The organism is Pseudomonas sp. S5F11 (genome assembly GCF_019641515.1).
Taxonomy (GTDB): Bacteria; Pseudomonadota; Gammaproteobacteria; order Pseudomonadales; family Pseudomonadaceae; genus Aquipseudomonas; species Aquipseudomonas rhodesiae.
Window position 1 is genome coordinate 5,174,123 of record NZ_JAIFJZ010000001.1, and the last position, 20,313, is coordinate 5,194,435.

Sequence of the window (20,313 nt, forward strand, 5' to 3'; positions counted from 1 at the left end):
CTTCGATGGCCGACGGGTGTATCGTTGGTCAGACATTTACCGTGACTTTAGTCGTACCTTCTTATGCTCGTAGATTCCCATTGCCACCTTGACCGCCTTGACCTCGCCCAGCATGCCGGGTCCCTTGACGCTGCGCTTGAAGCCGCGCGCCAGCGCGGGGTAGGGCATTTCCTGTGCATCGGCGTCAGCGCCGAAAACGCCGCTGATGTCAAAGCCCTCGCCGAGCGCTACGCCGATGTGGATTGTTCGGTGGGTATCCACCCGCTGGACCTCAAGCCTGGTGAAGCGCCAGCGCTCGATTGGCTGCTGACAGAGCTCAATCATCCACGCGTGGTGGCCATTGGCGAGACCGGCCTGGATTACCACTACGAGCCCGAAGCCGCCGAGTTGCAGCAGGCGTCCTTCCGTTTGCACCTGCAAGCCGCCCAGCAGACCGGTAAACCGGTGATCGTCCATACCCGTGGCGCCCGTGCCGACACATTGACGCTGCTGCGCGAAGCCGCCTTGCCCCAGGCCGGTGTGCTGCATTGCTTCACCGAGGACTGGGACATGGCCAAGGCCGCCCTGGACCTGGGTTTCTATATCTCCTTGTCGGGGATTGTCACGTTCCGCAATGCCGATGCCCTGCGCGACGTGGCGCGACAAGTACCGGCCGACCGTCTGCTGGTGGAAACCGACTCGCCGTATCTGGCCCCTATCCCCCATCGCGGTAAGCCGAACCTGCCGGAGTACGTACGTGATGTAGCGGATTACCTGGCGATGCTGCGCGGTGTGCCCTACGAGCGGTTCGCCGAACAGACCACCGAGAACTTCAAACGCCTGTTCCCGTTGGCTCATGTCGCCGCTTGAGGGACCAAATCCCAGGCAAAAAAAACCCGGGTTCTGGGGGGTGAATCCGGGCTAAGACCATTAGGAGTAAACAAGGGCACGCAGTCCGTCGGTACCCAGATCGGCGTTTCACTTGGGGGAGATGTCACGCCGACAGTTGAAGTATTGATCAGTATCCGATTCAGTCCAGTCGCCCCTGATCGTTTTTTAAACAGATTTGGAATACGTGCGCTTCAGTTGAGTTCTCATCGACGCCATGGTCATGGGTGCGTGTTGCGTATTATTTCTGACTGATAACCGCTGATTCGTTGGCATGCTGTCATTAAAGTGCAGAGTGGGTTCACATAGGCGTTGCCCAACGACCGTTCAGTCGGGATAATCCCTCGCATCGGCTAAATCGTATCGCCACGTATCCGTGGCCTTGCATGGCCCTCCCTCTACCGACCTCTGCAGACCTCTTCCTCATGCACAAAGAACCCCGTAAGGTCCGTGAGTTTCGCCGCCGAGAGCAGGAAATTCTCGACACCGCGCTCAAGTTGTTCCTCGAACAAGGTGAAGACAGCGTCACCGTCGAGATGATTGCGGATGCCGTGGGTATCGGCAAAGGCACCATCTACAAACATTTCAAGTCCAAGGCCGAGATCTACCTGCGCCTGATGCTCGACTACGAGCGCGATTTGAACGAGTTGCTGCATTCGGCCGACGTGGACAAGGACAAGGAAGCCCTGTCCCGCGCCTACTTCGAATTCCGTATGCGTGACCCCCAGCGCTACCGCCTCTTCGACCGTCTGGAAGAGAAGGTGGTCAAAGGCCATCAGGTACCGGAAATGGTTGAGGAGTTGCACAAGATCCGCGCCTCGAACTTCGAACGCCTGACCCTCCTGATCAAAGGCCGTATCAGCGAAGGCAAGCTGGAGGATGTACCGCCGTATTTCCACTATTGCGCCGCCTGGGCGTTGGTGCACGGCGCCGTGGCGCTGTATCACTCGCCGTTCTGGAGCAATGTGCTGGAAGATCAGGAAGGGTTTTTCCAGTTCCTGATGGATATCGGTGTGCGTATGGGCAACAAGCGCAAGCACAGTTCCGAACCGGCGCTTGAAGCCACGCCCGCCAGTCAAGATTAGCTGCCAGGCGCAGTAACCCAGGAATATACTCAGGCAAGGATCTTGCTAAAAGCTGATTTATAGGTCAGCTTTCAGTGCGCCCGAATTATCCTCTGCCGGAGTGATCCATGATCGTTGATCGTCAAGGCAGGCGTTTTCGCAATTTGCGAATCAGCCTGACCTCAGCCTGCAATTACGCGTGTACCTACTGCGTGCCTGATGGCAAGCGGCTGGTGGCTGCCCAGGACGAACTCTCGGCCGAGGCCATGGCCCGTGGCGTGGCGTACCTGATTGAAGCGGCCGGCATCGAGCGTTTGCGCATCACCGGCGGTGAGCCGCTGGTCAGTCCCAAGCTGGAAGCTTTCCTCGGTGCCGTGGGCCAGTTGGGGCTGGGCGATATCAGCCTGACCACCAATGGCCAACTGCTCGCTCGCAAATTGCCGCTGCTGGTGGATGCCGGCATCCGTCGTATCAACGTCTCCCTCGATACCCTGGACGCCGGCGCGTTCCGCAGCATTGCCCGTGGCGGCGACCTGGCCACCGTGCTCGATGGCATGGATCAGGCTCGCGCCGCCGGGCTCAAGATCAAGGTCAATATGGTGCCATTGCGCGGCCAGAACCTGGATCAGGTGATGCCGCTGCTCGATTACTGTCTGGAGCGCGGCTACGAGTTGCGCTTTATCGAGTTGATGCGCATGGGCCACCTGGCCAAGGATTCCAATGCCTTTCTGCAGCAGTTCGTCAGCCTGCAACAACTGTTGAGCCTGATCGGCGAACGCTACGAATACTTGCAAGCCAATGCCCCAGTGGACGCCACGGCGGTGCGCTATGAAGTGCCGGGCAAAGGCCATTTCGGCGTGATCGCCAACGAAAGCGTGCCGTTCTGCCGTACTTGCTCGCGGTTGCGGCTGTCGTCCACCGGTTGGTTGCATGGCTGCCTGTCGTCGAGCAACCGCCACTATGTCGGCGACTTGCTCGACAAGCCCCGTCATCAGGCGCTGCCGGCCTTGCAGGGTTTGTTGATGAAAGCCCTGGGTGATAAGCAGGAAGTGGCGTTCTCCGGCGGCGCAACCATCATGAAAATCATCGGCGGCTAATGCCGCATGCGCGCGCCTCCCCTGGCCCAGATTCTGCATCTCGTGCCCATTCGCCGGTTTTCCGTCACCGGCTTCTGGAGGAATAGGATGCGTAGTCTGGTTTTGTTGCTGGCGTCGTTGACGCTGAGTGGTTGCATGACCGTCAGCGATATGGCCGAAGGCACCCGCTATCAGATGAGTGACGCCGGGTTGCTGGATCACAGCGACACTCGCCGCACGGCGTCGATTCGTGTGCAGCCGGATTCCTTTATTTTTATCGCCCAGGGCGCGTTTGTGCCGCCGGGCAGTGCCTATCCGCGTCCGAACGTGGTGGCTGAGGAAGCCTTCAATGGTTTCGTCGAATATTTCCCCATGGTGCGTCGCGCCCGCCAACCTGAAGGCCTTGAGCAAGCCATGGCCGAAGCCCGTGCGGCGGGCGCTCATTACCTGCTGTACTGCCGCTTCGCCAAGGCCGACGACCGTATCGGTAATGCCGATGAGTGGGCCGATCAAGAGGCGCTCGACCGTGTTGGCCTGGACAGCGGCGTTATCCAGATCATGTTGATCGAGACCAGCACCCAATATTTGATTGATACTGCACGTATTCGCAGTCGTGGCGGTTTACTGACATTCCACGACAACAAGCCACAAGACCTGATTGCCCGCCCCCTGGCGCAGTACGCACGAGGCTTGCTGGGGATGAGTGATCAGTAGGTCCGGCACGTAAACAAGGGAGAACCCATGACCGATTCCGCCAAGGCCAACGATCTGTTGGCGCAACTGCCTAAAGGCAAGGGCCCGGCACCGGTGCATCTGTGGAACCCGGATTTCTGCGGCAATATCGACATGCGCATCGCCCGCGACGGCACCTGGTTTTACCAAGGTACGCCGATCGGGCGAAAGCCGATGGTCAAATTGTTCTCCAATATCATTCGCCGCGATGGCGATGATTACTTCCTGGTTACCCCGGTGGAAAAAGTCGGGATCGTGGTCGACGACGCGCCGTTCGTTGCGGTGACATTGGAGGTGGAAGGCGAGGGCGAAAGTCAGCGGCTGCGCTTGACCACCAACGTCGACGAGCAGATCGAGGCGGGGCTCGAACATCCCCTACGGGTGGTGATTGACCCGGTCACCGAAGAGCCCTCGCCTTATCTGCGCGTGCGCGCTAACCTCGAAGCCCTGGTGCATCGCAACGTGTTCTATCAATTGGTCGAGTTGGCGGTGAGTCGTCCGATCAACGGGCGAAATTGGCTGGGTGTGTGGAGCGGCGGGGAGTTTTTCCCGATTGGCCTGGAGCCCTGAGGCCGCTTATTACCAAGCCCTGACATAATTCGCTTGCCGCTCACCGGGCCTTTCGGTTATCAATTTGTACATGATTAGACATGTGCGATTCGATAAGAAAAAACGCGTCGTCGACGAACTCATCCGCCGCATTGAAGGTGGCATGATGGCCGACGGTTTCCTGCTGCCGGGCGAGCACCAATTGGCCGAAGAGTTCGGGGTCAGCCGAGGCACCTTGCGCGAGGCTCTGGCCGAGCTGAAGCGCCGTAATTACATCGCCACCCAGAGCGGGGTCGGCTCCATTGTCACCTTTGACGGCATGGTGCTCGATCAAGCCAGCGGCTGGGCGCAGGCCCTGGCCGATACGGGGGCGTTGATCACCACTGACGTCCTGCGCCTGGAAGCGGTAACCCGCCCGGACTTGCTCAACCGCTTCGGCAGCGATCAGTTCATCGCCCTCGACCGTCGCCGTCGGACCACCGATGGCACTGCCGTGTCCCTGGAACGCTCGTTTATGCCCGCCTCTGGCAGTCTTGAGAGCCTGCCCCGGGTCGGCCTGATCGACAATTCTCTGACCATTACCCTGGCGGCCTATGGCTATGTCGGCGCTGATGGCGACCAGTGGATCGGTGCCGAGCCATTGAGCGACGAAGACGCCGAGCTGCTGGGGCGCCCAGTCGGCACGGTGTTTTTGAAGGCGTCGCGAACCACTTTCGACCGTCGCGGACGTTTTATGGAGTACGTCGAAAGCGTGCTTGACCCTGTGCACTTTCGCCTGCACCTGCAATTCGGAACCGCCAAATGACCCCGCATAATCGCGCCCTCGGCGCCTTTTACGGCCTGGCCCTGGGCGATGCCCTCGGCATGCCGACCCAGTCCCTCAACCGCGAGCAGGTACGCGCGCGTTTCGGCGCGATCACGGCGCTGGTCGATGCCCACGCCGACCAACCCATCGCCCCCAACATGCCCGCCGGCTCGGTCACCGATGACACCGAGCAAGCGATTCTGGTGGGCGAGTTACTGGTGCAGGGCCAGGGCACGATCGAGCCTGCGATCCTCGCCCAGCGCCTTATCGACTGGGAAGCGAGCATGCGCGCCAAGGGCTCCCAGGACTTGCTCGGTCCCTCTACCAAGCGCGCGATCGACATGATCCTCGCCGGCCATACTCCAGAGGAATCCGGGCGTTATGGCACCACCAACGGCGCGGCCATGCGTATCACCCCCGTGGGCATTGCCGCCGATGTCAACGACTCGGTTCGATTTGTCCAGTCGGTGATTCAGGCGTGCCAAGTCACCCACAACACGACCCTGGGCATCTCCAGCGCGGCAGCGGTGGCTGCGGTGGTTTCGGCCGGTATCAACGGCGTGGATCTGGGCGAAGCGTTAAGCATCGGCACCCAGATTGCCCAACAAACCGAGAGCCATGGTCATTGGGTGGCGGGTGGGCGGATTTCCACGCGCATCAGTTGGGCCCGCACCTTGAGCGTTGGCAGCGGCGATACCGCGCTGTTCGCTGACCTGTTGTATGAGTTGATCGGCACCTCCGTGGCCTCCCAGGAGTCGGTGGTGGTGTCGTTCGCCCTCGCGCAGCGGGTAGCGGTGGGTGAGCTGACGGCGCTGGACGCGTTGTGCCTGGCCGCCAGCCTCGGCGGCGATACCGACACCATTGCAGCGATGCTGGGCGCCATGCTTGGCGCTTGTCTGGGCATGCAGTGCTGGCCACCAGCGATGATCGAGCAGGTCAAACGGGTCAATGGGCTGGATTTGCAACCCTTGGTCCAGGGGCTGCTCGCCTTGCGTTAAGCGCGCGTTGCGACGTGCGTTGCTGAACACAGTCAGGATGACGGGTTAACCCTTTAACTATTTGCCATCACCACAACAAATACAGGCACCAGGAGCAGCACCATGAGCAGCACGTCCGCCGGCCAAAACGCCGGGCAATTGGAAACACGCGGTATCGAACCGGTCCCCGAAGCGGAGTGCAATGGCCATCCGCTGCAGCTGTTCTGGGTGTGGTTCGCCGCCAATATCAGCATCCTCGGCCTGCCGCTGGGTGCCACGTTGGTGGCGTTTCGCGGCTTGGCGATCTGGCAGGCGGTGATCGTGGCGATCCTCGGCGCCGCCGGTTCCTTTGCTGTGGTGGGCATCATCTCCATCGCCGGCCGACGCGGCCGCGCACCCAGCCTGACGCTGTCGCGCGCCATCTTCGGCGTGCGCGGTAATATCGGTCCGACTTTGGTTTCGCTGATGTCGCGCCTGGGCTGGGAAACCGTCAACACCACCACCGCTGCGTTTGTGCTGCTGTCGCTGTGCTCAATCCTGTTCGGCACGGCGGTCGAGGCCAAAAGCGCGCCGGTGCTGACCCTGATCTTTATCGGCATCTTCGTGCTGCTGACCCTGGCGGTCTCCGGCCTGGGCCACGCCACGTTGTTGGTGATCCAGAAATGGGCCACTTACGTGTTTGGCGCGCTGAATATCCTAGTGGGTGGTTTTCTCTGCGCCACTATCGATTGGAACGCCGTGTTCAATGCCACGCCGGCACCGCTGAGCGCGATGATCATCGGCATCGGCACCATGGCGGCCGGTACCGGTATCGGCTGGGCCAACGCCGGTGCCGATATGTCGCGTTACCAGCACCGCAGCGTCAAGGCCGCGCGACTGGTGGCGTCCGCCGCCTTTGGCGCGGGCATTCCGCTGGTGCTGTTGATCACCCTGGGCGGCCTATTGTCGGTGGGCAATAACGACCTGGCGGCGGCCACGGACCCGATCATCGCGATCCGCGACATGCTGCCTACCTGGATGGCAGTGCCGTACCTGATCACGGCGTTCGGCGGGCTATTGCTGTCGAATAACCTGTCGGTGTATTCGGCGGGGCTGACCACCCTGACCCTCGGTTTGAAGGTCAAGCGCGTACATGCGGTGATCGTCGATATCGTGGCGATCTTCGCCGGTTCGATTTACTTCATGCTGATTGCCGACAGTTTCTACGGCCCGTTTATTACCTTCATTTCGCTGCTGGCGGTGCCGATTACCGCCTGGGTCGGCATCTTCGTGGTCGACTTGATCCACCGTCACTACTACAGCGCCCAGGATCTGCTGGACGTCAGCCCCAGCAGCGCCTACTGGTATCGCGGCGGCGTGGAATGGCGCGCATTCGGCGCGTGGGCCGTGGCGATCGTGCTGGGTTTTAGCTTCACCACCATCGGTACTACCGCCGACAACATCTGGTTCGCCGGGCCGTTGTCCGACTCCTGGCTGGGCCATAACGGTTTGGGTTGGATTGTCACGTTCTTGGTCGCGGGTGGGATCTACGCCGTGCTGGGTGGTGCATCTGATCGACGCCCGGCGCTGGTCGAGGGCGCACATGTCTAGATTGCTGCACACGGGGCAGGTCATCGTCGACCTGGTCATGGCCCTCGATACGTTGCCTGCCACGGGGGGCGACGTACTGGCCCAATCGGCCAGTTTCGAAACCGGCGGCGGCTTCAATGTGATGGCAGCCGCGCGACGCAACGGCATGCCGGTGGTGTACTTGGGGCGCCATGGCACCGGGCGCTTCGGCGATCTGGCCCGTGCTGCGATGCATGCGGACGGCATCGACATGGCCCTGGCACCGAGCAGTGGAAAGGACACAGGCCTATGCGTGGCCCTGACCGAGGCGTCCACGGAGCGCACTTTTATTTCACGCCTTGGGGCAGAGGGCGAACTGAGCGCCGAAGATTTGGCCTGCGTGGTGCCATGCGCCGATGACTACGTGTATGTCAGCGGCTACAGCCTGCTGCTGGAAGGCAAGGCCCAGCCGCTGATCGACTGGCTGCTGGCCTTACCGCGGTCCATCGCGGTGGTGTTCGATCCGGGGCCGCTGGCCAAGGGGCCGAATTCGGCACTGATGCTTGCCTTGCTGCCGCGCATCGATATCTGGACCAGCAACGGGCCAGAAGCGCTGGCATTCACCGGGGCGGCGGATATTTCGCAGGCGTTGACCGACCTCGCTCGCCACTTACCCGCTGACACGCTGTTGGTGATACGCGATGGTCCGAATGGCTGCTGGGTGGGGCGGGGGGCTCGGATCGAACATGTGCCGGGGTTCACGGTGCAGGCGGTAGATAGCAATGGCGCCGGGGACGCGCACGCGGGGGTGATGATTGCCGGTCTGGCCCAAGGCCTCGAACCGGTGGAATCGGCGCGCCGTGCAAATGCGGCGGCGGCGTTGGCGGTGACGCGCTGGGGCCCGGCCACTGCGCCGACCGGTGCTGAAGTCGACGCCTTCCTCAAATCATGACAACCAACGGTGGCAGGACGCGGACGTCCTCCCACCGTTGTCAGGCAGGGGTCAACTTGCCTTCTTCAACGCTTCGATCAACTGATCTTTACGCATGCTCGAACGCCCGCGGATATCTTTCGCCCGGGCTTCCTTGAGCAGGCTTTCCTTGGTCTGGGTGCTTAAGGACACACGGCTGTTGCGCGGATGCCCTTCTCGGCTGGCGGCAGCCCGCTTGGCCGAGTCGTGACGATCCTGGGCCTTCTTCGCCGGGGCCTTGCGCTGACCCGAGCCGCCGGCCTTTTCGCCCCCGCCGGACTGCTTGTTGACGGTGGCCCACGCACGGGCTTCGGCTTCGGATTTGGGCACGCCTTTGTCCTCGTAACTCTGTTCGATACGGGAGGCTTTGCGCTTCTGTGCGGCGGTGTATTTGGCTTTGCTTCCAAGAGGCATTGCGATACTCCTACTGGCCCTGTCGCCAGGGCCAGACCAGACAAAATGAATTACTGAGGGTCGGCACTTTCCAGCTTGCGCGCCTCATCGACACCCGACGCGGTCAGCTTGATCGGCAGGTTCAAGGCATATTCACCGGCAGCGTCGGTGGTCACGTGACCGTCCTTGATAAGCCCACGGTCTTGAAGGAACGCCAAGGCACTGGCGACTACTTTCTCGCCGCGGTAGTTGTCCAGTACCTCCTTGCCCAAACCATGGGGATGGGCGTGCAACAGGCGGGTGAGGACTTCTCTCTCAAGGTTCTTATCGACGTTCATGCGTACCTCTTCATGGGGAAATGATCGGGTGTTCGTCTCGCGTGCGATGAATCAAGGTGCAGTTTGTTTCGGCGCGCCCGGCAGGTTCGCGTCGTCGCCTTTATTGACTTTGGGCTCATCGACCGAGGGGCCCATCTTGCCGTTACCTACCGCAGCCGGTGCCTGGCGTTGGGTGTCATGGCCTTGAGTGTGCGGGTCGGCCGCGTTGGTGTTATCGATTACCGCGCCGCCATTGGTGTCCAGGCCAGTGCCCATGGACTTCTGCGACTCGGTGGTGGCGTCCGGGTTGGTCGGGCCGGTGGACGAGGTCGCGGCGAAGCTGCTCAGGGAAACCGCGGACAGCAGACCGGCGAGGGCGAGGGCAGCACATTTGGAATGGTTCATGAGGGTGTCTCCTTATGATTAATGTCCTTACCCTTTGTTGGTCAGCCGACGTTTATTGATCGTGCCTCGATGGCGACGAACGGTATCAAGTTGCCTGTAAAAATTTGTGTGTCAGCGCACCGGGCCACGTCGACGCCACGTCGTAGCCCATAAAATTGCGCTGCAATCAGTCATCAAAGCGCCTTAGTATGTGGGCTTTGACATTGCCAAGGCTCGCCCATGACCATCGAGATTCGTCCCGCCGTGCCCAGTGACGCTGCGCAGATCCTGACTTTTATCACCGAGCTTGCGGAGTACGAAAAAGCCCGGCATGAAGTGATCGCCAGTGTGGTGGACATCGAACGTAGCCTGTTCAGCGAGGGCGCCACCGCCCATGGTCTGATTTGCTCGCGGGACGGCGTGCCCATCGGTTTTGCAGTGTTCTTCTTCAGCTACTCCACCTGGCTTGGCAGTAACTGCCTGTACCTCGAAGACCTCTACATCAACCCGGAACAACGTGGCGGCGGGGCGGGCAAGAAGTTGTTGCGCCACCTGGCCAAGATCGCGTTCGACAATGGCTGCGGGCGCTTTGAGTGGAGCGTGTTGGACTGGAACGAGCCGGCGATTGCCTTCTACAAATCCATTGGCGCACAGCCGCAGGAAGAGTGGGTGCGGTACCGCATGGAAGGCGATGCGTTGCGTGACTTTGCCTTGGGTTGAGGCTGAAAGTCGTCCATGGCTTGATCAATAACCGGCATGAATGTGCCGGTTTTTTTACATCTGTTCTCACAATATGGGATGTAAATTTATATATTGAGATGTTTCAAGTTCTAGGTTTATAGTCGGCGGCATCAGCACTCACTACCAAAAATAAAACAGGTGAAGCGATGCAGGCACAACCGTTGTCGTTGCCCAGGGTGCCCGAGCCTACTTACGGCGAGCGTCTCAAAGGCAAGGTGGTCGTGATCACCGGTGCCGCCCAAGGCATTGGCGAGGCGATCGTCGCGTGCTTTCAAGCCCAGCAGGCGCAGTTGGTGATCGGCGATATCCAGGGCGACAAGGTCGAGGCCGTTGCCGCTCACTGGCGCGAACGCGGCGCCCAGATCCACGCACTCCCTATCGATATCACCGCCAAGGAACAGTGGCAGGCGCTGGTCAACCTGGCCATCGAGCGCTTCGGGCGTGTGGATGTGCTGGTCAATTGCGCCGGGGTCAATGTGTTCCGCGACCCGCTGGAAATGACCGACGAAGACTGGCGCCGCTGCTTCGCCATCGATCTCGACGGTGCCTGGTTCGGCTGTCGCACGGTGTTGCCGCACATGATCGAGCAGGGCATCGGCAATATCATCAACATCGCCTCCACCCATTCCAGCCACATCATTCCCGGGTGCTTTCCGTACCCGGTGGCCAAACATGGCCTACTCGGCCTGACCCGCGCTCTGGGTATCGAATACGCGCCCAAAGGCATCCGCGTGAATGCGATTGCGCCGGGCTATATCGAAACCCAGCTGAATGTCGATTACTGGAACGGTTTCCCCGACCCCCACGCCGAACGCCAGCGCGCCTTCGACCTGCACCCGCCCAAGCGCATCGGCCAACCGGTCGAGGTGGCGATGACGGCGCTGTTCCTGGCCACCGACGAAGCGCCTTTTATCAATGCCACCTGCCTGATGATCGATGGCGGGCGGTCTGTGATGTACCACGACTAGAACCTGCCGCTCTCCAATAACAACAAGAGGTGCCGTTCATGAAAAAAGCCTTACGTGTTCTCGCTACCGCCGTGGCGTTCAGCAGCCTCAGCTCCTTCGCCCTGGCCGCTGATGCAGTCAAAATCGGCTTCCTGGTCAAACAAGCCGAAGAGCCCTGGTTTCAGACCGAGTGGGCCTTCGCTGAAAAAGCCGCCAAGGACAAGGGGTTTGAGTTGATCAAGATCGCCGTGCCCGACGGCGAGAAAACCCTGTCGGCCATCGACAGCCTGGCCGCCAACGGCGCCAAGGGTTTTGTGATCTGCCCGCCGGATGTGTCCCTAGGCCCTGCGATTGTGGCCAAGGCCAAGCTCAACGATATGAAAGTCATGGCGGTGGACGACCGTTTCGTCGACGCCAAGGGCAAGTTTATGGAAGACGTGCCGTACCTGGGCATGGCCGCGTTTGAGGTAGGCCAGAAGCAGGGCGCGGCCATGGCCGATGAAGCGAAAAAACGCGGTTGGGACTGGAAAGAAACCTACGCGGTGATCACCACTTTCAACGAGCTCGATACCGGTAAGAAACGCACCGACGGTTCGATCGATTCGCTGAAAAAAGCCGGCATCCCCGCGGACCATATCCTCACCGCGCCGCTGAAAACCCTGGATGTACCGGGCAGCATGGACGCCGCCAACTCGGCGCTGGTCAAACTCCCAAGCGGCGTGAAAAACCTGATCATCGGCGGTATGAACGACAACACCGTGCTCGGCGGCGTGCGCGCCACTGAAGCGGCCGGTTTCAAGGCGGCCAATGTGATCGGGATCGGCATCAATGGCACCGATGCCATCGGCGAATTGAAAAAACCCGACAGCGGCTTCTACGGCTCCATGCTGCCAAGCCCGCATATCGAAGGCTACAAAACCGCCGAGATGATGTTCGAGTGGGTGACCACCGGCAAAGAGCCGCCTAAATACACCGCCATGGACGAAGTGACCCTGATCACCCGCGCCAACTTCCAGGAAGAACTGACCAAGATCGGGCTGTGGAAATGACCGCTGCGGCCTTGCGGTTTGACGGCATCGGCAAGACCTTTCCCGGGGTCAAGGCGCTGGACGGCATCAGTTTTACCGCCCAGCCCGGGCAAGTGCATGCGTTGATGGGCGAGAACGGCGCGGGCAAATCGACCCTGCTGAAGATCCTCGGCGGGGCCTATATCCCCAGCAGCGGCGCGCTGCAGATCGGCGCGCAGACCCTGGCCTTCAAATGCGCGGCCGACAGCATCGCCAGCGGCGTGGCGGTGATTCACCAGGAGCTGCACCTGGTGCCGGAAATGAGCGTGGCCGAGAACCTGTTCCTCGGCCATTTGCCCACGCGCTGGGGCGTGGTCAACCGTGGCTTGCTGCGCAAGCAAGCCCTGGCGTGCCTCAAGGGTCTGGCTGATGAAATCGACCCGGACCAGAAGCTCGGGCGTCTGTCCCTGGGCCAGCGCCAGTTGGTGGAAATCGCCAAGGCGCTGTCCCGTGGCGCCCATGTGATCGCCTTTGACGAACCCACCAGCAGCCTGTCGGCGCGGGAGATCGAGCGTTTGATGGCGATCATCACGCGCCTGCGCGACGAGGGCAAAGTGGTGCTCTACGTGTCGCACCGCATGGAAGAAGTGTTCCGCATCTGCGACGCGGTCACGGTGTTCAAGGACGGCCGCTACGTGCGTACGTTCGAGGACATGAGCGCGCTGACCCACGACCAGTTGGTGACCTGCATGGTCGGTCGCGATATTCAGGACATCTACGACTACCGCCCGCGTGAGCACGGCGAGGTGGCGCTCAAGGTCGACGGTCTGCTCGGCCCTGGGCTGCGCGAGCCGGTGAGTTTCCAGGTGCGCAAAGGCGAAATCCTCGGCCTGTTCGGCCTGGTGGGGGCCGGGCGCACGGAGCTGTTCCGTCTGCTCAGCGGCCTGGAGCGTGCCAGCGCCGGCAGCCTGGAGTTGGAGGGTGAGCCATTGCAGTTGCGCTCGCCGCGCGACGCCATCGCCGCCGGGGTGCTGCTGTGCCCCGAAGACCGCAAAAAGGAAGGCATCATCCCGCTGTCCAGCGTGGCCGAAAACATCAACATCAGTGCTCGTGGCGCCCACTCGCGGTTCGGCTGGCTGCTGCGCGAGGGCTGGGAAAAGGGCAACGCCGCGCACCAGATCCAGGCGATGAAAGTCAAAACCCCGAACGCCGCGCAGAAGATCCTGTACCTCTCCGGCGGCAACCAGCAGAAAGCCATTTTGGGCCGCTGGCTGTCGATGCCGATGAAAGTGCTGTTGCTCGACGAACCGACCCGCGGCATCGACATCGGCGCCAAGGCCGAGATCTACCAGATCATCCACAACCTGGCGGCGCAGGGCATCGCGGTGATCGTGGTGTCCAGCGACCTGATGGAAGTGATGGGCATCGCCGACCGCATCCTGGTGCTGTGCGAAGGCGCGCTGCGCGGCGAACACCCGCGCGAACACGCCACTGAATCCAACCTGCTGCAGCTGGCCTTGCCGCGCCGCGTGACGAACTGAGAGAAAACCATGACCACTCAAAACAACGCGCTGCCCACGGCACGCAAACCCCTGGACATGCGCGCCTTGCTCGACAACTGGGCGATGCTGCTGGCGGCCATCGCCATCTTCGTGTTGTGCGCCTTGCTGATCGACAACTTCCTCTCGCCGCTGAACATGCGCGGCCTGGGCCTGGCGATTTCCACCGTGGGCATCGCCGCCTGCACCATGCTGTTCTGCCTGGCCTCGGGGCATTTTGACCTGTCGGTGGGCTCGGTAATCGCCTGCGCCGGGGTGGTCGCGGCCATCGTCATGCGCGACACCGACAGCGTCATGCTGGGCATTGGCGCGGCATTGCTGATGGGCCTGGTGGTGGGGCTGATCAACGGCATCGTGATCGCCAAACTGCGGGTCAACGCGCTGATCACCACGCTGGCGACCATGCAAATCGTGCGCGGCCTGGCCTACATTTTTGCCGACGGCAAAGCGGTGGGGGTGTCCCAGGAGCAGTTCTTTATCTTTGGTAACGGCCAACTGTTCGGCGTGCCGGTGCCGATCCTGATCACCCTGGTGTGCTTCGTGTTTTTCGGCTGGCTGCTCAACTACACCACCTACGGGCGCAACACCATGGCCATCGGCGGCAACCCGGAAGCGGCGCTGCTGGCGGGCGTGAACGTGGACCGCACCAAGATCCTGATCTTCGCCGTACACGGCCTGATCGGTGCCCTGGCCGGCGTGATTTTGGCCTCACGCATGACCTCGGGCCAACCGATGATCGGCCAGGGTTTCGAACTGACCGTCATCTCGGCCTGCGTACTGGGCGGCGTGTCGCTGAGCGGCGGTATCGGCATGATCCGCCACGTGATCGCGGGTGTGCTGATCCTGGCGATCATCGAAAACGCGATGAACCTGAAGAACATCGACACCTTCTACCAGTATGTAATCCGCGGCTCCATCCTGCTGCTGGCCGTGGTCATCGACCGCATGAAACAACGCTGACTCCATGCCCCGTAAGGACTCAATGTGGGAGGGGGCTTGCCCCCGATAGCGGTAGATCAGAAACAAAAATGCAGACTGACACTCCGTAATCGGGGGCAAGCCCCCTCCCACAGTAAAGCGGTTCGATGTTGTTGCTGACAGCGGTGATCGAGCCCATGAAACAGCGATGAGCCCTGGTCATGTGAAATCAAAAGCTGGGAGGGGGATCGATGCTGGTGCTGGCAGCGGTGATCGAGCCCATGAAACAACGCTGAGCCTTGGTCATGTGAAATCAAAAGGTGGGAGGGGGCTTGCCCCCGATAGCGGTGTGTCAGACCCGGATGTTCAAACTGACCCACAGCCATCGGGCAAAGCCCCCTACATAGATATCCGCACTGTGTTGCCCTCGGGTATTTGCCATAATGGCGCCCGTTTTCGTACTTCCCAATAGGCCCGATATGCAGGAAAACGCCCACACCCCCGTCAAAGACGCCGCCCCCACCGGCACCCAGACCCTGTTGCGTGGCCTGGGGGTGGTGCAGGCGGTGGCGGCGGGTGCGCGGGATCTGAAAGAGATCGCCAAGCGCATCGGCACCACTCGCAGCACCACCCACCGCCTGGCCAGTTGCCTGGTGGACGAGCGTTACCTGCGTGTGGTGCCGCAAGTCGGTTACCTGCTGGGGCCGAAGTTGATCGAGTTGGGGTTCCAGGCGCGCGAAGAGTTGCCGCTGGTCACCCTGGCGGTGCCGTACCTGGACGAACTATCGGCGCTGACCGGCGACACCATCCACTTGGCCATCCGCGAACACGATGATGTGCTCTACCTGCACAAGAACCCTGGCCGCTACGGCCCGGAAATGCGCTCGCGGGTCGGCCATCGCATGCCGTTGGCGCGTACCGGGGTGGGCAAGGCGATGTTGCTGGATGATTCGGTACAGGAATGGCAACGCTTGTACGACGCCAGCCTGCCAGCAGGCGGGAAGAATCTGCAGTGGCCCCACCATCCTGAGCAATCCTGGGCGCAGTTCGAGCAACGCATGCACGAGTACGTGGCGGGCGGTTATGCGTTCGATCTGGAAGACAACGAACCGTCGATCCGTTGCGTGGCCGCACCGGTGCGCGATGCCAGCCGGCGGATCGTCGCCGGCATCAGCATCGCCAGTACCGTGCCCTACATGCCGCTGGAAAAAATGGCCGAGCTGATCCCTGTGATCAAACAGGTTGCAGCACGGCTGTCGGCGGAGTTGGGCGCGAAGGCCTGATCAGACCTTGAGGGTCGCCATGTCGATGACAAAGCGGTACTTCACATCGCCGGCGATCATGCGGGTGTAAGCCTCGTTGATTTGGCGGATGTCGAGCATTTCGATATCGCAGGTGATGCCATGCTCGGCACAGAAATCCAGGACTTCCTGGGTTTCAGCAATACCGCCGATCAACGAACCGGCCAGCACTTTGCGCCCCAGCACCAGTTTGGCGGCATTGACGGGCGGGTCCACCGGCTCGATCAGGCCCACCAGAATATGCACGCCGTCAAAACGCAGGGTATCGAGGTAGGGGTTCAGGTCGTGCTGCACCGGGATGGTGTCCAGCAGGAAGTCGAAGTGCCCGGCGGCGGCTTTCATTTGCTCGGCGTCGGTGGACACGATCACATGATCGGCGCCCTGGCGACGGCCTTCTTCGGCCTTGCTCGCGGAACGGGTAAACAGCGTCACTTCCGCGCCCATGGCCTTGGCGAACTTGATGCCCATGTGGCCCAGGCCACCCATGCCGAGAATCCCGACTTTGTCGCCAGCCTTGACGCCGTAGTGCTTGAGCGGTGAGTAGGTGGTGATGCCCGCGCACAGGATCGGCGCAGCGCTGGCCAGGTCGAGCTTGGCCGGGATCTTCACCACGAAATGTTCGCTGACCACGATGCTGTCGGAGTAGCCGCCCATGGTGTTGCTACCGTCCACACGGTCGGGGGTGGCGTAGGTCATGGTCGGGCCTTCAAGGCAGTATTGCTCGAGGTCCGACTGGCAAGCCTGGCACTGGCGGCACGAATCGACCATGCAGCCCACGCCCACCAGGTCGCCGACTTTGTGCGCGGTGACGCTGGCGCCCACGGCGGTGACTTTGCCGACGATCTCGTGGCCGGGCATCAGCGGGTAGACGGCGATGCCCCACTCGTTGCGCGCCTGGTGAATGTCAGAGTGGCACACGCCGCAGTACAGAATCTCGATGGCCACGTCGTCGGCCCGTGGGCTGCGACGTTGGAAACTCATGGGGGCGAGGGGAGTGGTGGCCGACTGGGCGGCGTAACCGATGGCGGTGTACATGCAGAGAACCTCGCAAAAACAATGACAAGTGAGGCGGGCCATTGTCCCCATCGACATGGTTGGCGGCCATGGCGATTGCTCCGAGTCTTATGCCTAAAGCTCCGGGGGAGCAGCTAAAAGCAGCAAGCTACAAGCCGCAAGCTATAAACTGCGCGCTCTCTTGCAGCTTGAGGCTTGAAGCTTGCTGATGCTCAGATCTGAAAACTCCCGAGAACTGCTTTTATGCTATTGACCCGCCATCTCGACGCCAACGCCACGTTGGTTTCCTTGATCGAGGGCCTCACGACCCGTGACGGTTTCTCCCCGACCCACTTGCCTGGCGTACAGGTTTTGCGTGCCAGTTGTGATGTGGCACGCGGCCCGCATATCTACGAGCCGAGCCTGATGTTCGTGGCCCAGGGCAGCAAAGTCGCGTACCTGGGCCCACGTACGCTGGAGTACGGCGCCGGGCATTACTTGATCCAGGCGATGCCGGTGCCGTTCGAGTGCGAGACCTTTGCAATGGCGCCTGGCGCGCCGTTGCTGGGGGTGACGGTGGGGATTGACCGCGTGGTGCTCGGCGAGCTGGTCATGGCCATGGGTATTCAGGCCGGACCACCGCCCACTGCGCAGACATTGGCGTCGATGAGTTCGGTGGTGCTCGACGACGCGATGCGAGGTTGCGTCGAGCGACTGTTGCAGTGCCTGCACGATCCGCTGGAAAGCCGGATCATCGGCCCGTCGCGGGTGCGCGAATTGCTGTTTACCGCCCTGCGCGGGCCTCAGGCCGATGTGCTGCGCGCATTGGTGGAGCAGCAGGGGCAATTCTCGCGCATCGCCACCTCGCTAAATCATCTGCATGCCCATTACGCCGAGCCGCTGAATATCGAGACGTTGGCCGGTTTCGCGCACATGAGCGCGTCGACCTTTCACGAGCACTTCAAGCGCTGCACCTTGTTGTCCCCCGTGCAGTACCTCAAGCGTTTGCGGTTGTTGAAGGCGCAGCAGTTGCTGCTGGTGGACGGCATGGGCGTGGCGCAGGCGGCGCACAGCGTGGGGTATCAGAGTACGTCGCAGTTCAGCCGGGAATATAAGCGCTACTTTTTGCGCAATCCGGGTGAAGAGCGTGCGGCGTAGTGAGTTCAGGCGAAGACACAATCCAAAGGTGGTAGGCGGGCTTGCTCCCTTCCACACAGGACTGATGACAACTATAAAAAAGGCTCCCATGTGGGAGCCTTCTCTGGCTTACATATTCGGGTAAGTCGGCCCGCCCGCGCCTTCCGGCGTGACCCAGGTGATGTTCTGCGAAGGGTCCTTGATGTCGCAGGTCTTGCAGTGCACGCAGTTCTGGGCGTTGATCTGGAAGCGCTTCTCGCCGTCTTCCTGGGTGATCACTTCATACACGCCGGCCGGGCAGTAGCGTTGCGCCGGTTCATCGTAGAGCGGCAGGTTGGTGCCGATCGGGATGCTTGGGTCTTTGAGCTTCAAGTGGCACGGCTGTTCTTCTTCGTGGTTGGTACCGGAGATGAACACCGAGCTGAGTTTATCGAAGCTCAGTTTGCCGTCGGGCTTGGGGTAGTCGATCTTCTGGCAGTCCTTGGCCAGCTTAAGGCAGGCGTAGTCCGGCTTGGTGTCGTGCAGGGTGAACGGCATTTTGCCGCCCAGGATGTTCTGGTCGAACCAGTTGAAGCCGGCACCGATGATCGGGCCGAACTTGTGCATCGCCGGGCCGAAGTTGCGGCTGGCGAACAGTTCTTCGTACAGCCAGCTGGCTTTGAAACTGTCGACGTAGTTGGTCAACTCGTCACCGCCTTCGGACTCGGCGAACAGACGCTCGGCCACGGCGTCAGCGGCGAGCATGCCGGACTTCATGGCGGTGTGGCTGCCTTTGATCTTGGCCACGTTCATGGTGCCCAGGTCGCAGCCGATCAGCGCGCCACCCTTGAAGACCATTTTCGGCAGCGAATTAATGCCGCCCTTGGCCAGTGCACGAGCACCGTAGCTGATGCGCTTGCCGCCTTCCAGGTACTGGGCCAGCACCGGGTGATGCTTGAGGCGCTGGAACTCATCGAACGGCGACAGGAAGGTGTTGCTGTAGGACAGGTCAACGATCAGGCCGACGACCACCTGGTTGTTTTCCAAGTGATAAAGGAACGAGCCACCGGTGTTCTCGTTGCTCATGATATCCAGCGGCCAACCGGCGGTGTGCACCACAAGGCCTGGCTGATGCTTGGCCGGGTCGATTTCCCAGATTTCCTTGAGACCGATACCGTAGTGCTGGGCGTCGGCATCGCTGTCCAGCTTGAAACGCTGGATCAGTTGCTTGCCGATGTGGCCACGGCAGCCCTCGGCGAACAGCGTGTACTTGCCGCGCAGTTCCATGCCGGGGGTATAGACGCCTTCTTTCGGCTTGCCTTCGCGGTCGACGCCGAGGTCGCCGGTGATGATCCCGCGCACCACGCCGTTTTCGTCGAACAGCGCTTCCTGGGCGGCGAAGCCTGGGTAGACTTCCACGCCGAGGTTCTCGGCCTGCTGGGCCAGCCAGCGGCATAGATTGCCCAGGGAAATAATGTAGTTGCCTTCGTTGTGCATGGTCTTGGGCACAAAGAAGTCAGGCACCTTGGTCGAGGTATCGCTGCTGCGCAGTACATAGATGTCGTCGCGCACCACGGGGGTGTTGAGTGGGGCGCCGAGTTCTTTCCAGTCCGGGAACAGTTCGTTCAGGGCGCGTGGTTCGAACACGGCACCGGAGAGGATATGGGCGCCGACTTCAGAGCCTTTCTCGACCACGCAGACGCTGATTTCCTTACCGGCTTCGGCGGCCTTCTGCTTCAGTCGGCAGGCGGCGGACAGGCCAGCCGGGCCAGCGCCGACGATGACCACGTCGAATTCCATGTATTCGCGTTCCACAGGCTATCTCCTACTCAAGGCTCAACAGGCTTTTTTTCTAATGGATGGAGGTTCGGCATCGTCTTACAGCAACGGTAAGACCCACCGTTCTCTCTAGGTGGCGCATTATATATAGACCACTGTCAGCGTCCAATACAAACGTTTGTTTGAATTGCCCGCAGGCTAGGTAAATCAAAGCAACGCGGCTTATGACTGACCATTTTGCCGTATTGACCAGAATAGGCGTTCCGGTCA

21 protein-coding genes are annotated in these 20,313 nt (G+C 61.1%); 16 read left to right on the plus strand and 5 right to left on the minus strand.

Annotation, left to right across the window (positions count from 1 at the left end):
- Positions 1–63: 63 nt before the first annotated feature.
- From K1567_RS23470 to K1567_RS23510, 9 genes are all read left to right on the plus strand, one after another.
- Complete coding sequence (locus tag K1567_RS23470) at positions 64–849, plus strand: TatD family hydrolase (RefSeq protein ID WP_034099885.1); 786 nt, start codon at positions 64–66, stop codon at positions 847–849.
- Positions 850–1,292: 443 nt separating this feature from the next.
- On the plus strand, positions 1,293–1,952 hold the full coding sequence (locus K1567_RS23475) for a TetR/AcrR family transcriptional regulator (protein ID WP_034099884.1): 660 nt from the start codon (positions 1,293–1,295) through the stop codon (positions 1,950–1,952).
- 107 nt (positions 1,953–2,059) lie between these two features.
- Positions 2,060–3,028 (plus strand): GTP 3',8-cyclase MoaA, encoded by a 969-nt coding sequence (locus K1567_RS23480; protein WP_047882806.1) that lies wholly within the window; start codon positions 2,060–2,062, stop codon positions 3,026–3,028.
- An 87-nt stretch (positions 3,029–3,115) separates the two neighbouring features.
- Positions 3,116–3,721 carry a DUF4823 domain-containing protein gene (locus tag K1567_RS23485; protein WP_025854156.1) on the plus strand — a complete coding sequence of 202 codons (606 nt, stop codon included), beginning with the start codon at positions 3,116–3,118 and terminating at the stop codon, positions 3,719–3,721.
- Positions 3,722–3,748: 27 nt separating this feature from the next.
- The gene (locus tag K1567_RS23490) at positions 3,749–4,309 is read left to right on the plus strand and encodes a DUF1285 domain-containing protein (RefSeq protein ID WP_034099882.1); all 561 of its coding nucleotides are present in this window, start codon (positions 3,749–3,751) and stop codon (positions 4,307–4,309) included.
- Between the two features lie 70 nt (positions 4,310–4,379).
- Positions 4,380–5,093 carry a GntR family transcriptional regulator gene (locus K1567_RS23495; RefSeq protein WP_220698915.1) on the plus strand — a complete coding sequence of 238 codons (714 nt, stop codon included), beginning with the start codon at positions 4,380–4,382 and terminating at the stop codon, positions 5,091–5,093.
- Positions 5,090–6,091: an ADP-ribosylglycohydrolase family protein gene (locus K1567_RS23500; RefSeq protein ID WP_034114862.1), complete on the plus strand. Its 1,002-nt coding sequence runs from the start codon at positions 5,090–5,092 to the stop codon at positions 6,089–6,091. Before K1567_RS23495 ends, K1567_RS23500 begins: the two co-directional genes overlap by 4 nt.
- 102 nt (positions 6,092–6,193) lie before the next feature.
- Positions 6,194–7,660 carry a cytosine permease gene (locus tag K1567_RS23505; RefSeq protein WP_220698916.1) on the plus strand — a complete coding sequence of 489 codons (1,467 nt, stop codon included), beginning with the start codon at positions 6,194–6,196 and terminating at the stop codon, positions 7,658–7,660.
- Complete coding sequence (locus K1567_RS23510) at positions 7,653–8,570, plus strand: PfkB family carbohydrate kinase (RefSeq protein ID WP_220698917.1); 918 nt, start codon at positions 7,653–7,655, stop codon at positions 8,568–8,570. The genes K1567_RS23505 and K1567_RS23510 overlap by 8 nt, the downstream gene beginning before the upstream one ends.
- 51 nt (positions 8,571–8,621) lie before the next feature.
- Here K1567_RS23510 and K1567_RS23515 read toward each other — a convergent pair whose 3' ends face one another.
- Genes K1567_RS23515 through K1567_RS23525 form a run of 3 tightly spaced genes read right to left on the minus strand, consistent with a single transcriptional unit; the run spans position 8,622 to position 9,703 of the window.
- A complete protein-coding gene (locus tag K1567_RS23515; protein WP_034114859.1) occupies positions 8,622–9,002 on the minus strand; it encodes a termination factor Rho in 381 nt (126 codons plus the stop codon).
- Positions 9,003–9,052: 50 nt separating this feature from the next.
- Positions 9,053–9,319 (minus strand): hypothetical protein, encoded by a 267-nt coding sequence (locus K1567_RS23520; protein WP_034114858.1) that lies wholly within the window; start codon positions 9,317–9,319, stop codon positions 9,053–9,055.
- 51 nt (positions 9,320–9,370) lie between these two features.
- Positions 9,371–9,703, minus strand: a complete 333-nt coding sequence (locus tag K1567_RS23525; RefSeq protein WP_034099875.1) for a hypothetical protein — start codon at positions 9,701–9,703, stop codon at positions 9,371–9,373.
- Positions 9,704–9,922: 219 nt separating this feature from the next.
- Here K1567_RS23525 and K1567_RS23530 point away from each other — a divergent pair, with 219 nt between their 5' ends.
- The 6 genes from K1567_RS23530 to K1567_RS23555 all read left to right on the plus strand — a co-directional run bounded on the left by K1567_RS23530 (position 9,923) and on the right by K1567_RS23555 (position 16,137).
- Positions 9,923–10,402, plus strand: a complete 480-nt coding sequence (locus K1567_RS23530) for a GNAT family N-acetyltransferase (RefSeq protein ID WP_034099874.1) — start codon at positions 9,923–9,925, stop codon at positions 10,400–10,402.
- Positions 10,403–10,569: 167 nt separating this feature from the next.
- Positions 10,570–11,391 (plus strand): SDR family oxidoreductase, encoded by an 822-nt coding sequence (locus tag K1567_RS23535; RefSeq protein WP_034139010.1) that lies wholly within the window; start codon positions 10,570–10,572, stop codon positions 11,389–11,391.
- Positions 11,392–11,429: 38 nt separating this feature from the next.
- Positions 11,430–12,419, plus strand: a complete 990-nt coding sequence (locus K1567_RS23540; protein WP_184316511.1) for a substrate-binding domain-containing protein — start codon at positions 11,430–11,432, stop codon at positions 12,417–12,419.
- Positions 12,416–13,918 (plus strand): L-arabinose ABC transporter ATP-binding protein AraG, encoded by a 1,503-nt coding sequence (gene araG, locus K1567_RS23545; protein ID WP_220698918.1) that lies wholly within the window; start codon positions 12,416–12,418, stop codon positions 13,916–13,918. Before K1567_RS23540 ends, araG begins: the two co-directional genes overlap by 4 nt.
- A 9-nt stretch (positions 13,919–13,927) precedes the next feature.
- Positions 13,928–14,896 carry an L-arabinose ABC transporter permease AraH gene (gene araH / locus K1567_RS23550; RefSeq protein ID WP_034096889.1) on the plus strand — a complete coding sequence of 323 codons (969 nt, stop codon included), beginning with the start codon at positions 13,928–13,930 and terminating at the stop codon, positions 14,894–14,896.
- Between the two features lie 437 nt (positions 14,897–15,333).
- Positions 15,334–16,137 (plus strand): IclR family transcriptional regulator, encoded by an 804-nt coding sequence (locus tag K1567_RS23555; RefSeq protein WP_034099772.1) that lies wholly within the window; start codon positions 15,334–15,336, stop codon positions 16,135–16,137.
- On the opposite strand, the gene K1567_RS23560 is transcribed toward K1567_RS23555, so the two are convergent.
- Positions 16,138–17,190, minus strand: a complete 1,053-nt coding sequence (locus K1567_RS23560) for an NAD(P)-dependent alcohol dehydrogenase (RefSeq protein ID WP_034099771.1) — start codon at positions 17,188–17,190, stop codon at positions 16,138–16,140.
- Between the two features lie 222 nt (positions 17,191–17,412).
- Between K1567_RS23560 and K1567_RS23565 the strand changes: the two genes are divergently transcribed.
- Positions 17,413–18,306, plus strand: coding sequence for an AraC family transcriptional regulator (locus K1567_RS23565; protein WP_220698919.1), 894 nt, complete (start codon positions 17,413–17,415; stop codon positions 18,304–18,306).
- A 108-nt stretch (positions 18,307–18,414) separates the two neighbouring features.
- Here K1567_RS23565 and K1567_RS23570 read toward each other — a convergent pair whose 3' ends face one another.
- Positions 18,415–20,079 carry an electron transfer flavoprotein-ubiquinone oxidoreductase gene (locus K1567_RS23570; protein ID WP_034099769.1) on the minus strand — a complete coding sequence of 555 codons (1,665 nt, stop codon included), beginning with the start codon at positions 20,077–20,079 and terminating at the stop codon, positions 18,415–18,417.
- Positions 20,080–20,313: the final 234 nt, after the last annotated feature.

What these genes read in the sequence shown, in the direction of transcription:
- K1567_RS23535 (WP_034139010.1), top strand. Translation starts at nt 10,570, where the DNA reads ATGCAGGCACAACCGTTGTCGTTGCCCAGGGTGCCCGAGCCTACTTAC.
- araG (WP_220698918.1), top strand. Translation starts at nt 12,416, where the DNA reads ATGACCGCTGCGGCCTTGCGGTTTGACGGCATCGGCAAGACCTTTCCC.
- K1567_RS23505 (WP_220698916.1), top strand. Translation starts at nt 6,194, where the DNA reads ATGAGCAGCACGTCCGCCGGCCAAAACGCCGGGCAATTGGAAACACGC.
- K1567_RS23490 (WP_034099882.1), top strand. Translation starts at nt 3,749, where the DNA reads ATGACCGATTCCGCCAAGGCCAACGATCTGTTGGCGCAACTGCCTAAA.
- K1567_RS23485 (WP_025854156.1), top strand. Translation starts at nt 3,116, where the DNA reads ATGCGTAGTCTGGTTTTGTTGCTGGCGTCGTTGACGCTGAGTGGTTGC.
- K1567_RS23495 (WP_220698915.1), top strand. Translation starts at nt 4,380, where the DNA reads ATGATTAGACATGTGCGATTCGATAAGAAAAAACGCGTCGTCGACGAA.
- araH (WP_034096889.1), top strand. Translation starts at nt 13,928, where the DNA reads ATGACCACTCAAAACAACGCGCTGCCCACGGCACGCAAACCCCTGGAC.
- K1567_RS23525 (WP_034099875.1), bottom strand. Translation starts at nt 9,703, where the DNA reads ATGAACCATTCCAAATGTGCTGCCCTCGCCCTCGCCGGTCTGCTGTCC.
- K1567_RS23555 (WP_034099772.1), top strand. Translation starts at nt 15,334, where the DNA reads ATGCAGGAAAACGCCCACACCCCCGTCAAAGACGCCGCCCCCACCGGC.
- K1567_RS23470 (WP_034099885.1), top strand. Translation starts at nt 64, where the DNA reads ATGCTCGTAGATTCCCATTGCCACCTTGACCGCCTTGACCTCGCCCAG.
- K1567_RS23475 (WP_034099884.1), top strand. Translation starts at nt 1,293, where the DNA reads ATGCACAAAGAACCCCGTAAGGTCCGTGAGTTTCGCCGCCGAGAGCAG.
- K1567_RS23560 (WP_034099771.1), bottom strand. Translation starts at nt 17,190, where the DNA reads ATGTACACCGCCATCGGTTACGCCGCCCAGTCGGCCACCACTCCCCTC.
- K1567_RS23515 (WP_034114859.1), bottom strand. Translation starts at nt 9,002, where the DNA reads ATGCCTCTTGGAAGCAAAGCCAAATACACCGCCGCACAGAAGCGCAAA.
- K1567_RS23540 (WP_184316511.1), top strand. Translation starts at nt 11,430, where the DNA reads ATGAAAAAAGCCTTACGTGTTCTCGCTACCGCCGTGGCGTTCAGCAGC.
- K1567_RS23500 (WP_034114862.1), top strand. Translation starts at nt 5,090, where the DNA reads ATGACCCCGCATAATCGCGCCCTCGGCGCCTTTTACGGCCTGGCCCTG.
- K1567_RS23520 (WP_034114858.1), bottom strand. Translation starts at nt 9,319, where the DNA reads ATGAACGTCGATAAGAACCTTGAGAGAGAAGTCCTCACCCGCCTGTTG.
- K1567_RS23510 (WP_220698917.1), top strand. Translation starts at nt 7,653, where the DNA reads ATGTCTAGATTGCTGCACACGGGGCAGGTCATCGTCGACCTGGTCATG.
- K1567_RS23530 (WP_034099874.1), top strand. Translation starts at nt 9,923, where the DNA reads ATGACCATCGAGATTCGTCCCGCCGTGCCCAGTGACGCTGCGCAGATC.
- K1567_RS23565 (WP_220698919.1), top strand. Translation starts at nt 17,413, where the DNA reads ATGCTATTGACCCGCCATCTCGACGCCAACGCCACGTTGGTTTCCTTG.
- K1567_RS23480 (WP_047882806.1), top strand. Translation starts at nt 2,060, where the DNA reads ATGATCGTTGATCGTCAAGGCAGGCGTTTTCGCAATTTGCGAATCAGC.